At 68.8% G+C, this 12903-nt stretch carries 10 protein-coding genes; 6 read left to right on the forward strand and 4 right to left on the reverse strand.

From position 1 onward, the window contains the following. The first annotated feature begins 18 nt into the window (after positions 1-18). Positions 19-1416, forward strand: coding sequence for a DUF2252 domain-containing protein (locus NVU01S_RS34320; protein WP_043674725.1), 1398 nt, complete (start codon positions 19-21; stop codon positions 1414-1416). Between the two features lie 101 nt (positions 1417-1517). Beyond that, the gene (locus tag NVU01S_RS34325) at positions 1518-2411 is read left to right on the forward strand and encodes a nuclease-related domain-containing protein (RefSeq protein WP_014984391.1); all 894 of its coding nucleotides are present in this window, start codon (positions 1518-1520) and stop codon (positions 2409-2411) included. A gap of 25 nt (positions 2412-2436) precedes the next feature. On the opposite strand, the gene NVU01S_RS34330 is transcribed toward NVU01S_RS34325, so the two are convergent. Then, positions 2437-4803, reverse strand: coding sequence for an ATP-binding protein (locus NVU01S_RS34330; RefSeq protein WP_043674728.1), 2367 nt, complete (start codon positions 4801-4803; stop codon positions 2437-2439). A 321-nt stretch (positions 4804-5124) separates the two neighbouring features. Between NVU01S_RS34330 and NVU01S_RS34335 the strand changes: the two genes are divergently transcribed. The 3 genes from NVU01S_RS34335 (at position 5125) to NVU01S_RS34345 (ending at position 7521) form a co-directional block, all read left to right on the forward strand. Then, complete coding sequence (locus NVU01S_RS34335; protein ID WP_244467350.1) at positions 5125-5760, forward strand: phosphatase PAP2 family protein; 636 nt, start codon at positions 5125-5127, stop codon at positions 5758-5760. A 79-nt stretch (positions 5761-5839) separates the two neighbouring features. Continuing rightward, positions 5840-6604 carry an SDR family oxidoreductase gene (locus NVU01S_RS34340; RefSeq protein WP_043674731.1) on the forward strand — a complete coding sequence of 255 codons (765 nt, stop codon included), beginning with the start codon at positions 5840-5842 and terminating at the stop codon, positions 6602-6604. Positions 6605-6675: 71 nt separating this feature from the next. Then, positions 6676-7521 carry an LLM class F420-dependent oxidoreductase gene (locus NVU01S_RS34345; protein ID WP_043674880.1) on the forward strand — a complete coding sequence of 282 codons (846 nt, stop codon included), beginning with the start codon at positions 6676-6678 and terminating at the stop codon, positions 7519-7521. A gap of 111 nt (positions 7522-7632) precedes the next feature. Here the strand turns inward: NVU01S_RS34345 and NVU01S_RS34350 are convergent, their stop codons facing one another. The 3 genes from NVU01S_RS34350 to NVU01S_RS34360 are packed head-to-tail and all read right to left on the reverse strand — an operon-like array spanning position 7633 to position 10852. Beyond that, positions 7633-9267 (reverse strand): ABC transporter permease, encoded by a 1635-nt coding sequence (locus NVU01S_RS34350; RefSeq protein ID WP_043674732.1) that lies wholly within the window; start codon positions 9265-9267, stop codon positions 7633-7635. Continuing rightward, positions 9264-10199 (reverse strand): ABC transporter ATP-binding protein, encoded by a 936-nt coding sequence (locus NVU01S_RS34355; RefSeq protein ID WP_043674735.1) that lies wholly within the window; start codon positions 10197-10199, stop codon positions 9264-9266. The genes NVU01S_RS34350 and NVU01S_RS34355 overlap by 4 nt, the downstream gene beginning before the upstream one ends. Continuing rightward, a complete protein-coding gene (locus tag NVU01S_RS34360; protein ID WP_043674739.1) occupies positions 10199-10852 on the reverse strand; it encodes a TetR/AcrR family transcriptional regulator in 654 nt (217 codons plus the stop codon). The genes NVU01S_RS34355 and NVU01S_RS34360 overlap by 1 nt, the downstream gene beginning before the upstream one ends. Positions 10853-10957: 105 nt before the next feature. Between NVU01S_RS34360 and NVU01S_RS34365 the strand changes: the two genes are divergently transcribed. Beyond that, positions 10958-12895 carry an acyl-CoA dehydrogenase family protein gene (locus tag NVU01S_RS34365; protein ID WP_043674742.1) on the forward strand — a complete coding sequence of 646 codons (1938 nt, stop codon included), beginning with the start codon at positions 10958-10960 and terminating at the stop codon, positions 12893-12895. Positions 12896-12903: the final 8 nt, after the last annotated feature.

Below are 12903 nucleotides of genomic sequence, written 5' to 3' on the forward strand. Positions count from 1 at the left end.
CCGCTAGCGTCAGTCCTTGTGTCGGAGAACGGTATCGATTTGCGCTCGTACACCCCCGCGGCGGAGGTACGTGCGCGCGGACGGGCGATTCGCCAGCAAGTCCCGGTGATCGCGCGCGATCGCGAGGCCACCAGCGTGCGGCGGCCGGAGGTGCTCGACTTCATCGAGGCGAGCAATGCGGGGCGCCTGCCGCATCTGGTGCCGCTGCGGATCGGACGGATGATCACCTCACCGTTCACCTTCTACCGCGGCGCGGCGGGGCTGATGGCCGCCGATCTGGCCGGCGGACCGGACAGCGGGCTGGCCGCACAGATCTGCGGGGACGCGCACGCCGCCAACTTCGGCCTGTACGGCACGGCCCGCGGCGAAATCATCATGGACATCAACGATTTCGACGAAACCGTGGTCGGCCCCTGGGAATGGGATCTGGAGCGGCTCGCGGCCAGCCTGGTGCTCGCGGGCCGGGAAAGCGGTGCGGACGAACAGGATTGCCGCCGGGCGGCCTGCGACGCCGCGCGCGCGTACCGCCTCGCCGCCGGTCAGCTCGCCGACCTGCCATTCATGACCTCGTGGACCGCGCTGCCCGACGAGTCGATCCTGAGCGCCGCGAAAGCGGAGGACCTGATCGACGATTTCAAGAAGGCCGCCAAGAAGGCCCGCAAGAACACCAGCGCCAAAGTGGTCGCGAAGTGGACCGAGCATCTGGAAGATCACGAGACCGGCATCCGCAAGCACCGATTCGTCAGCGACCCACCGATTCTCACCGAGGTGGACGAGCGGGTGGCGGCGGCGTTCACCGGCGGACTGGAGCGTTACGCGGGCACCCTGCGGGAGTCCCGGCGCCATCTGCTCGCCCGATTCGCGGTGTCCGACATCGCGTTCCGGATCGTCGGCACCGGCAGCGTCGGGCTGCACAGCTACGTGGCGTTGCTGCACGGTAACGAGGGCGAGTCGGTGGTCCTGCAGATCAAGCAGGCCAACCCGTCGGCGCTCGCGCCGTACCTGCCCGCCACCCCGGCGCGCCACGAAGGCGAGCGAATCGTGCAGGGCGCCAGGCACGTTCAATCCGAGACCGATATCCTGCTGGGCTGGACCAGCGTGGACCCGACCGGGGACGGCGTCGAATTACCGTTCATCGTGCGGCAATTCCGCAATCTGAAGGGCAGCATCGACCCGGCCGAACTGTCCGCCGACGATCTCGACGACTACGGCAGGCTGGCCGGGGCGCTGCTGGCCCGGGCGCACTCCCGCTCGCTCGATCCCCGTCTGCTGGCAGGCTATCTCGGCGACGACGAGCGGTTCGAGGAGGCGGTCGCGGCCTTCGCGGTCCGCTACGCCGATCGCACCGAAGCCGATCACGCGGTGCTGGTCGAGGCAGTGCGCAGCGGCAAGATCGCGGCCGACCCGGCGGAGTGAGCGCGCACCAACACGCCGACTGTTGCCATGAGGGCGACGAACCCGGTGCCGGACCTCGTATCCTGTGAGCTGTCGAGTGTCGACGTGAAGGGCGGTCGTCAATGCTGGTGCGAGTGCAGAACGCCGCGGGCACCAATGCCGAGCGCGCGCTGATCGATTGGCTGCGCACCTGGAAGGACCCGGGCAGCCCCAAGGGCGTCGCCACGATCAACTGCAGTCTGTTCCACAAGGATCGGCTGCATCAGTTCGACGCGGTGATCTGGACGCCGACCAGCTGCGTGGTGATCGAGGCGGAGGCGTTGGTGGCGCGGCAGGACGGCGTGCTGGAGATCCCGCTGAACGGCGCGTGGACGATCAACGGCGAGCCGGCCGCGATGGAGGGCCGAGACCGGCGCACTCCGCTGGAGAAGTCGCGCGAACACACCTTCGCGCTGCAGAACTGGCTGGCCGATCGTGGGCTCGGCCAGCGCGCGGTGCACGGGCTCGCGCTCGTCGTCCCGCTGCGCGGCGCGCAGTTGAAGATCCAGCAGGCCTGGAGCGACCCGAGCTTCGACGTGATCCTCGGCGAGGACCCCGCGCGGCTGCGGCACTACTTCGATGTGCTGGCCGAGCAGGAGAAGCACCTGTGGACGGCGAACGATGTCGCGGTCGCGTTCCGCGGTCTCGGCATCCTCCCCTACCTGCCCGCCCCACAGGAGCTGCTCAACGAGGGCTTCCTCGGCCCGATCGACATCACGCTGTGGCACGGCGGCCCGAATCAGGCGCAGGCGGAGGCGTACGCGGAAGAACTGGCCCAGGCCGAGCGGGAGGCGAGCAAGCCGATCTACGCGGTCGAGGCGCCCTGGTACAGCCCGTGGAAGCTGTATCCGCGGGAAACCCGGGACATGGACTTCGGCCGGGCCTTCATGCGGATCACCCTCGCGGTGGGCATGCTGATCGCGTTCGCGTGGCTGCTGTGGTTCGTCATCAGCGCGGTGCTGACCTACGGTCCGTAATCGTCGGCCGGCGTGTGCGGCCGCGTCATGGCTTGCGCGCCAAGGCGATTCGGGGTGACTCCGGTGCCGGATCGCCGAGTTGCGCTTCGCGTTCCACCACCAGCGCGACGTGCAACCGGGACGGGCAGTCGAGTTTGAGCATCACCTGACGGACGTGGTTCACCACGGTCCATTCGGAGATCCGCAGCTGGGTCGCGATCATCCGGTTGGTCATCCCGGTCGCCACCAGTGTCGCGATCTCACGCTGCCGGTTCGTCAGGGCGGCCAGCGGGGAATCTTCCGGGTCGGGCAGCGTGGGCGCGCTCCGCGCGTAGGCGACCGCTTCGGTCAGGGTCAACTCCGCCGCCAGCCGCTGGATCTCCCGGAACTTGCTCTCGCCCACCGCGTTCCGGTGCTCCGCCAGCCGCGGCGCGGGATCGCCGGCCCCGAGCAGCGGGATGCCGTGCGTGGCCCGCAGGTGGCGGGCCGCGAGGAGCAGGGTCAAGGCCGGTTCGGCGTATTCGACACCGACCGCGTCGTAGGCGCGGGCACAGCCTTCGAGCGCGACGATCGTCTGCAGCACATGGGTGGACAGGTCGTTGTTCGCCAGATTCTCCCGGTACAGCGACTGGGCGCGATCCGCGGTCAGCGGCCCGATCTGGCTGCGCGCCAAGGTGTTCAACCCGATGAGGCGCGCGGTGCTGTCCAGCTGCCGGATCCGATCCCGGAGCTCGGACCAGGCCGCGGCATCGCGGCGCGGCGGGTCGGGCAGCGCCGCCAGGCGCAGGGACAGTTCGATCCGCATCGGCCACGGGCCGCCGAGTTCGTCGCGATAGCGCGCCGCCATCCGCAACAGGTCCCGAGCGGTGTCGTGCTCCCCCACCGCGGCCAGCGCCACCGCCAGCGGCACAGCTGTGCGGGCCGCATCCAGGGGACGGTCGAAACGCCGATATGCGGCAACGGAACTGGTGAGCAGATCGACGGCCCGGCGCAGCCGACCGGAGCGCCCCGCCCAGACGCCGAGCACCTCGAGGCACAGCGGCGCCGTCACGCCGGGCGTGAGCGTCGTCCGGTCGCTCATCTCCAGCGCCTTGCCCAGCACCGATTCCAGCTCGGCCTGATAGCCGTGCTGGATCCACGCCGATTCCAGTACCGCCGCGAGCCGGACCGCCTGTTCGGGTTGGCCGGTGTCGATCAGATAGTGCAGTGCGGCAAGGAAGTCCACGATCAGGCGGCCCGCGGTGGCCAGTGCGGCGCCGCGCTGCCCGTGCTGCTCGAACTGCGGGCCGATGGTTTCGGCGAGCCGACCGAGGCGATGTACCTGGTCCGCACGAATCTCCGCGGCCCGCATCGGGTCTGCACGCAACGCGTGCCGGCAGTAGGCGCGCACCGGCGCGAAGAGCCGGTAGCCGTTGCCGCGCGGGCCACTCACCGTGTGGTCGAGCAGGCTGCGCTGCACCAGATCGGCCAGCACGGCCGCGGCCTGCTCCTCGCCGATACCCACTGCGAGACAGGCGGTGTCGGTATCGATCACCGACTCGTACAGCGAAAGCCGCAGCAGCAGCTCGAGCGCCTCGGGCGCGAGGTCGCGCAGACCCCACTCCACCGCTCCGGGCAGGGACCGATGCCGGGCGGGCACGTCCACATACCCGGGTGAGAGCAGCTCGCCGCCGGCTTTGATCTGCTGCAGGGTGCGCACCGGGCCGATCCGGGCGATGGTGCCCGCCGCCAGCTCGAGCGCCAGCGGCACCCCGTCCAGCTCGCCCACGATCTCGTCCACGATCAGCCGATCGGCCATGGTGGCCGACCCGCGGTAGTGACTGTCGATGCTGTCGAGCAGCAGTTCCGCGGCATACGAGGAGCCCGGGTAGTAGTCGCCGCTGCCGGTGTCGGTGGGCAGCGGGCGCACGCACAGCACGCACTCGCGGTAGAGCTTGAACGGAATCCGGCTGGTAGCGACGACGATCAGGTTCGGGCAGCGTGCGAGCAGGCGCACGAGGTCGGTGGAGATCCGCTCGACCACTCGATCGCAGTTGTCCAGCAACAGGACCAGCGGGTGCTCGCCGACCCGGTCCACGAGCACGTCGAGTGCGGCGTCGAGCTCGGGTGTCGCGGCCGCCGAACCCGGTAGTACCCGGCTCGCTGAGGCCAACACCGCCTGCCAGACGCCACCCGGGTCGTCGCCGTCCACGAGGTCGACCGCCGTCCAACGACGTCCGTCGAGTGTGCTGTCCGACAACGCTTCCCGAGCCAGCGCGGTCTTGCCGACGCCGGCCGTTCCGGTGAGGGTCAGCAGCCGAACGCGCGGATCACTGAGCAGACGCCCCATTTCGGCCAGCTCGGCCGTCCGTCCGATCAGCGTCGGAAGCCGATAGGTGCCGGCCAGCGACGGCTGGACGTCATCGCCCACCATGGGTACCTCTCAGTCACTGCCCCGGCTCCGACGACCATCACAAATACGCCAGAGCCCCATTGCATCCAGGCCGACCGAGCCGAGATCCTCGATCTACGAACCCTTTTGTTCGCCGATCGAACACGACGATACCAAGCCGGCGCAACCCTGCGGGCGGTTCAGCGCATCTTGCCCGATATCGTCGAGTTCGCCTGCCGCCGTTCGGGTTTCGGGCACAGCACCATTCCGGGCAGGTTGGGTCGAGTGACCATTGACATCCGGGACGGGTAGGGACATCGAGCCGTCCACCGATGCGATCCTGTCACTGACTATCGTCGATCGGTGCCCGGATCGCGACAAGACGTCATTCCACGGGGCGTCCCCACCCTCGGCGGCATCGCGGTGGGCGCCGCCGTGACCGGCGCGCTGCCCGCGACCTTCCCGCCCGACGGCGGCCCCACCGCGCTGGACCGCACCCTGGCCGCCCCGATCCATTCCGCGCTCGACGCGCGGCCCGGTCTCGCGGAACTCTTGGTCGTCCCGAGCAACGGCTACATCTTGCTGCCGCTGCTGGCGATCGCCGCCGGCTGGTTCGCCTACCGACGGCGGTGGCGGAGCACCGCCCTCATGCTCGCGGTTCCCGGCCTGGCGGTCGCGCTCAACGCGTGGGTGTGGAAACCGCTGTGGCACCGCCAGCTCCACGACTATCTGGCCTATCCCAGCGGCCACACCGTGCATCTGGTCGCGATCGCGACCACGCTCTTCGTGCTGGTCGATTCCCCACGCGCGCGGCTGCGCACGGTCGCCGTAGCGATACCGGCACTGCTCGCCGCGGCGGTCGGCATGATCGGGCTGGACTATCACCTGCCCACCGACATCATCGGCGGCGCGGCGGCCGCGGTGGCGATGGTGCTGACGTGCTGCTGGGCGGCGCGGCTGTTACCGGGCGAACCCGCGCCCCAACGCAATTCGCCCTGATTTCATTCGAAGGGATTGCACACCGGACAAATCCGGCTAACCTCTACTACTAACCGTAGTAGCCATTCGAGGGGATCGCATGAGCAAGCTGCAGGGCAAAGCCGCCCTGGTCACCGGATCGAGTCGCGGCATCGGGCGCGGGATCGCCTGCCGCCTCGCCCGGGATGGCGCGTTGGTGGCGGTGCACTACTCGACCGATGAGGTGGCAGGCAAGGAAACCGTGCGGCAGATCGAGAGCGCGGGCGGCTGCGCATTCCTGGTCCAGGCCGATCTCGCCACGACGGAGGCGATACCGGAACTGTTCGCCGCGCTCGAGGTGGAATTGCGGGTGCGTACCGGCGCGCCCACGCTCGACATCCTGGTCAACAACGCGGCGCATACCGGATTCGAGGTCGCGACGCCCGAAGACGTCACACCCGAGCTGTTCGATCGCACCATCGCGGTGAACGCCCGAGCGCCGTTCTACCTGACCCTGCGCGCGCTGCGGCTGATGCCCGAGGGCGGGCGGATCGTCAACATCTCCTCCGGCCTGACTCGCACCTCCTTCCCGTCGCAGATCTGCGACGCGATGAGCAAAGGCGCGCTCGAGCAGATCACCGTGCAGCTGGCCCGCTACGTCGCGCCGCGCGGCATCACGATCAACACGGTCGCGCCCGGCGTGACCGATACCGGCGGGCCGGTCTTCGCCGACCCCGCGGCCGTCGCGGAGCTCGCCGAATGGTCCGCGTTCAACCGGGTCGGCGAGGTCGGCGATATCGCCGACGTGGTCGCCTTCCTCGCCTCCGACGACGCCCGATGGGTCACCGGCTCCTATATCGACGCCACCGGCGGCACCCTGCTCTGACCCGTTCCCATGGTGCGCGCCGGCAAAGGATGGTAGAACTTGTTCTAGTTTCGGCGATGGGAGCGCGTACGGTGCGGTACGGAATTGTGTTGTTCACCAGCGATCGGGGCATCACGCCCGCGGAGGCGGCGGTGGCCGCCGAAGGTGTCGGTTTCGATACCTTCTACGTGCCGGAACACACGCACATTCCCGTGGTGCGGGCCGCGGCGCACCCACGGACGGGCGACGCGAGCCTGCCCGACGATCGCTACCTGCGCACGCTCGACCCCTGGGTCGCGCTGGGCACCGTCGCCGCGGTCACCAGCCGGATCGGGCTCTCGACGGCGGTCGCGCTGCCCGCCGAACATCATCCGATCACACTGGCGAAAACCATCGCCTCGCTCGACCATCTGTCCGGCGGACGGGTCAGCCTCGGCGTCGGATTCGGCTGGAACACCGACGAACTCGCCCATCACGGCGTCCCCGCGAACAAGCGCCGGACCGTGCTGCGCGAACACCTGGACGCGATGCGCGCCATCTGGACCGAGGAAGAAGCCAGCTTCGCCGGTGAATTCGTGCAGTTCGGCGCGAGCTGGTCCTGGCCCAAGCCGGTGCAGAAACGCATCCCGGTGCTGCTCGGCGCGGCGGGCACGGAGAAGACCTTCGGCTGGCTGGCCGACCATGCCGACGGGTGGATCACCACTCCCACCGAAGCCGGGCTGGACTCCAAAATCGCACTGTTGCAGCGGGTCTGGCGCGAACACGAACGCGCGGGCAACCCCGAGATCGTCGCCCTCGCGGGCCGCCACAACGCGGAACAGTTGGCGCAGTGGGCCGACTTCGGCGTCACCGAAGTCGTTTTCGGCATGCCGGATCGTGCGCCCGAGGAAGTGCAGGCCTACCTCGCGCGCCTAGCCGGCAAGCTCGGAATCGGCTGAGCCTCCGCGTTCCCGCACGCCTTCCGCGTTCCCGCACCCGCTGTGCCAGTCCACAGCGGGTGCGGGAACGCGAAAGGGGTGCGCGAATCGTTACGACTCGGGCACGCCGGTTCAGCGCAGGTCGCGGCGGCGGAAGGCGAGCAGGCCCGCTGCGAGCAGCGCGGCGGCGATGCCCAGCAGCCACAGCACGGGCGCGATCTCGAACGGCGCGCCCGGCAGTTTCGGCGGATGGACGAACGGCACCAGATCCACCACCCACTGCGGCAGCCCGTCGAGCGAGCCGACGAAGAAGATGACGACCAGAACGCTGAGCACACCCCAGGCCACCGGAGTGAAGCGCGGCGCGAAGCCGTACAGCGCCACCGCGATACCGGTGCACACCCAGACCGCGGGCACCTGGACGAGCGCCGCACCCAGCGTATCGGCCACCTTGCCGAGCAGATCACCGTCCGTCGCGCCGTACACCACCCCGATCGCGAGACCGGCGACCGACATCAGCAGCACCGGACCGAGCAGCGCGAAAGCGAGGTGGCTCAACGCGTATCGCTCGCGGCCGACCGCACCGGCGAGGGTCGACTCGATCCGCTGACTGGACTCCTCGTCGTGCAGCCGCAGCGTGGCCGAGAGCGAGTAGGCCGCGGCGCCGGCCGCGAGCAACGTGAGCGCCAGCGTGACGAACGAATCCTGCAGCATGGTCGAACCACCCATCCGGGTGATCGCGTCGTGCACGGTGTCGTTGTCGCCGAGCATGTCCCCGACGCTCTTGATCGCGCCGCCCATCAGCAACCCGTACAGCAGGAATCCGATGGCCCAGAACACCATCGACCCACGCTGCAACCGCCAGGCCAGGCCGAGCGGGCCGGCCAGCGACGGTGCGGCGCTCGGCGGCCCGGGACGCTCCGCGACCAGCCCCGAGCCGGTATCGCGGCGGCTCAGCAGCAGATACGCGGCCGCCACGGTGAGCACCGCCATCAGCAGCAGTGGAATGAGCACCCACCAGCGTTCCTGTGCGAACGCGCGCATCTGGATGCACCATCCCAGCGGCGAAAACCAGGACAGCACACCGTTTCCCGCATCACCGATGGCGCGCAGCGCGTACGCCGCGGCCAGCGCGCCGAGCGCGATCCCCCGGGCGATCCGCGAGCTGGTACTCACCTGCGCGGCCGCGGCGGCCACGCCGGCCCAGGCGAGCCCGGAACCGGCCAGCGTCGCCGCGTAGGCCACCGAGCCCGCGATCGGCAGATCGTTGCTGTACAGCATTGCGGCAGCGATGATTCCGACCAGCACACAGCCCGCGGTGGTCAGCACCAGTGCGGCGGACAGACCGGCGTAGCGCCCAATGCTGGTCGCACCCACCAGTTCGGCCCGTCCGGTTTCCTCTTCCACCCGGGTGTGCCGGATGACGGTGAGGATGGTGGCGATCGCGATCATCGCGAAGAACGGCCCGGCCTTCCACAGGTACATCGAGCCGGGCTCCGTGCTGAACACCGGCCCGTACATGGCGATCAGCGCGGGGCTGTCGGTGATCGTCTTCGCGTAGTTCGCCAGGTCGGCGGCCGAGGAGTAGACGCCTTTGGTCGCCGAGACATAGAACGCGGGCAGCATGCCGAACGCGATCACCCACAGCGGCAAGACGATTCGGTCACGGCGCAGGTACAACCGCAGCAATTGGCCGGTGCCGGCGAAGTCGGCCGAGCCACGCGCGGCGGGGGCGGCGTAGTGCCTGCCCGCGGCAACGGTCGTCATGCCCGCACCTTCTCCCCGCTCTGCGCCGGGGCGGCGGCCGAGTCGTCGGCGCCGACGTGATAGTGCCGCAGGAACAATTCCTCGAGCGTCGGCGGAGCGCTGGTCAGGCTGCGCACGCCGGTATCGCCCAGCACCCGGATCAGTTCACCGAGATGTTCACCGTCGACCTGGCAGCGCAAAGTCTTTCCGTCCCACTGGATGTCACCGACGCCGGCCAGCCGACCGAGATCACCGGGGTCACCGACCAATTCGGCCGTGATCGAGGTCCGCGACAGGTGCCGCATCTGCGAGAGCGTGCCGCTCTCCACGGTCCGTCCCGCGCGGATGATGGTCACCCGGTCGCAGAGCACTTCGACCTCGGAGAGGATGTGGCTGGACAGCAGCACCGTGGTGCCGCGGTCCTTGGCTTCCTGCACGCATTCGCGAAAAACCTGTTCCATCAAAGGATCCAGGCCGGAGGTCGGCTCGTCCAGCAGCAACAGGCGCACATCCGAGGCGAGCGCGGAGATCAGCGCGACCTTCTGCCGGTTGCCTTTGGAGTAGGTGCGCGCCTTCTTGCGGGGGTCCAGGTCGAAACGCTCGATCAGCTCCGCGCGGCGTTCGGTGTTGATACCACCGCGCATGCGGGCGAGCAGGTCGATGGTCTCGCCGCCGGACAGCGACGGCCAGAGCGTGACATCGCCTGGCACATAAGCGAGTTCGTGGTGCAAGGCGACCGCATCGGCCCACGGGTCCCGGCCGAGCAGTTCGGCTCGTCCGGCGGTGGCACGCAGAATGCCGAGCAGCACCCGGATGGTGGTCGACTTGCCCGCACCGTTCGGGCCGAGGAAGCCGTGGATCTCCCCTTCTCTGACGGTGAGATCCAGACCGTCGAGCGCGGCCACATGGCCGAACGTCTTACGGAGATCAGCGATTTGAATGACCTCGGACATCAATGCTCCTTGGTGAAGGTGTCCAAAAGCGTGGGGTCGGTGAGAATGCCCTGGGTGTAGAACTCCAGGGCCGGAGGAGTGAGCTCTTCGGTCAGCTCACGAATGGCCTTACGGAAATCGAGCTTTTCGCCGGGCTCGTGATGCATCTGCATCCAGAGCAGCGTCGCGCCGACATTGAGCGTCATCAGATACCTGGCCCGCGCCGCGGGATCACGGCTCGGCTTGATCGCGCCCGCCTCGACGCCCTGCTGGATATAGCCCTCGGCGTCCTCGACCATGTGCTCGAAAAGCGATCTCGCCATGGGGCCCCCGGCTTGCAGGCTGCGAACCATGTAGGCGACCAGCGGCGCGTACTCCTCGATCTCGGCGAGGGCGGCCAGCATGCCCTTGGCAACACTGCCCGCGGTGATCGTCTGGACCTTTTTGTCGCGGATCAACTGCTGCACCCGCGCGTCACACGCGGCGCGCAGGCCGTCCTTCGAGCCGAAGTGGTGGTTCACCAGTCCCGGTGACACGCCAGCCGCCTTCGCGATGGCCCGCACCCCGACCTGGAAGCCCTGGTCGCCGAAGACCTCGATCGCGGCGTCACGTATTCGGGCCGCGGTGGTCAGATCCGTGGCGGGTCCTTGCGGTAGGGACTGTTCGTTAAACACATGTTCAATATACTAAACACGCGTTCAACCCACCACAAGAGTCTGCCCGGAATGTCGTGTCAACAGTCACGGTTTGCCTGGCCCGCATCGGGCTACTGTCGAGTTATGACTACCGGCACCGGCACCGCAACGACCGCAGATCACCTACGCGCAGCGCTCGACGGACCGTGGGGCGAGATCCGGGAGCAGGCGCGCGTCCAGCTCGCGGACGACAAGTTCGCCGGAGATTCCTACCTCGACTACAAGGCCGCGCGGGCCCGGGTGCTCGAGCAGATGCGGGCCATCGCGACGATGGGTTACGCCGAGCGCGGCTTCCGCCGGGAGAACGGGGGCACCAGCGAGCCGGGTGCCGCGGTCACCGGACTCGAGATGCTCGCCTACGCGGATCTGTCGCTGTGGGTGAAAGCCGGTGTGCAGTGGGGCTTGTTCGGTGGCGCGGTCGAGAACCTCGGCACCGAGCGGCACCGCGAGTACATCAAGCGGCTGCTCTCGCTGGACCTGCTCGGCTGCTTCGCGATGACCGAATCCGGGCACGGTAGCGACGTCGCCAACCTCGAGACCACCGCGACCTACGACCCCGAGACCCAAGAGTTCGTGGTGCACTCGCCCACCCCGTCGGCGCGCAAGGACTACATCGGCGGCGCGGCCGAACACGCGCGGATGGCAGCGGTTTTCGCGCAGCTCATCACGCAGGGCAAGAACCAGGGCGTGCACTGCCTGCTGGTGCCGATCCGGGACGAGGCGGGCGCGGACCTGCCCGGCGTGACCACCCTCGACGACGGCCTCAAGGGCGGGCTGCCCGGTGTCGACAACGGCCGCATCGTGTTCGACCACGTGCGGGTGCCGCGCGAGAACCTGCTCAACCGGTACGCCGACGTCGCACCGGACGGCACCTACAGCTCGGAGATCGAGAATCCGAGTCGGCGCTTCTTCACCACGCTCGGCACGCTGGTACGCGGGCGGGTCAGTGTGGGCGGCGCCGCCGCGGCCGGCGCGCGGGTCGGGCTGAGCATCGCCGTGCGCTACGCGGAAAAGCGCAGGCAGTTCTCCGATCCGGACAGCGGACAGGAAACCGTGCTGCTGGATTACCGCAGCCATCAGCGCCGGTTGCTGCCGCTGGTCGCCAAGTCCTACGCGCTCGCCTTCGCGCAGAACGACCTTGTCCGCCGCATGCACCTGGTGCAGACCGGGCAGGACCTCAACCCCAGTTCGCAGCGCGCGCTGGAGAAACGCGCCGCGGGTCTGAAGGTCGCGCAGACCAGGCACGCCACCCGGGCCATCCAGGAATGCCGCGAAGCCTGCGGTGGCGCAGGCTATTTGACCGAGAACCGGCTCGTCACGCTGAAGGCCGACACCGATGTGTTCACCACGTTCGAAGGCGACAACGTGGTGCTCACCCAGCTGGTCGCCAAGGAACTGCTCACCGCGTACTCCGACGAGATCCGCGACCTCGACGCGCTCGGCTGGGTCAAATTCGCCGCCACCATGGCCCGCGACGAGGTGCGCAAGCGCTCGGGCGTGCGTCAGCTGATCCAGACCCTGCGCGACGGCTCCGACGACACAGTCGACGACGGCGACCTGTCGCGGCGCGCGGTACAGCTGCAGCTCTTCGCCGATCGCGAGGACTACCTGGTGCGCACCGCCGGTCACCGCCTGCGCGCCCGCGCCGAGGACACCAGCCCGTTCGAGGCCTTCAACAATGCGCAGGACCACATCCTCACGGCGGGCACCGCGCACATCGATCGGCTCGTCCTGGAGGCCTTCATCGAAGGCATCGAGGACATCCATGATCCCGACGCGCGCGCCCTCGCCGAAACGGTGTGCGACCTCTTCGTCTACTCGACGCTGGAGGAGAACTCCGCCTGGTACATCATGCATCGCTTCATGTCCGTCGAGCGGGCCAAGGGCGTGCGCCGCGGGGTCAACGAACTCGTCGACCGGCTGCGGCCCGACGCGCTGACCCTCATCGAAGGTCTGGGCGTGCCGGAGTCGATGCTGCGCGCCGCGATGCTCGACGACGCGAGCGTCTACGAACGCGGGTGAACCGGCTG

Source organism: Nocardia vulneris (assembly GCF_001613425.1).
Lineage (GTDB): Bacteria > Actinomycetota > Actinomycetes > Mycobacteriales > Mycobacteriaceae > Nocardia > Nocardia vulneris.

What these genes read in the sequence shown, in the direction of transcription:
- NVU01S_RS34365 (WP_043674742.1), top strand. Translation starts at nt 10,958, where the DNA reads ATGACTACCGGCACCGGCACCGCAACGACCGCAGATCACCTACGCGCA.
- NVU01S_RS34355 (WP_043674735.1), bottom strand. Translation starts at nt 10,199, where the DNA reads ATGTCCGAGGTCATTCAAATCGCTGATCTCCGTAAGACGTTCGGCCAT.
- NVU01S_RS34350 (WP_043674732.1), bottom strand. Translation starts at nt 9,267, where the DNA reads ATGACGACCGTTGCCGCGGGCAGGCACTACGCCGCCCCCGCCGCGCGT.
- NVU01S_RS34340 (WP_043674731.1), top strand. Translation starts at nt 5,840, where the DNA reads ATGAGCAAGCTGCAGGGCAAAGCCGCCCTGGTCACCGGATCGAGTCGC.
- NVU01S_RS34330 (WP_043674728.1), bottom strand. Translation starts at nt 4,803, where the DNA reads ATGGTGGGCGATGACGTCCAGCCGTCGCTGGCCGGCACCTATCGGCTT.
- NVU01S_RS34325 (WP_014984391.1), top strand. Translation starts at nt 1,518, where the DNA reads ATGCTGGTGCGAGTGCAGAACGCCGCGGGCACCAATGCCGAGCGCGCG.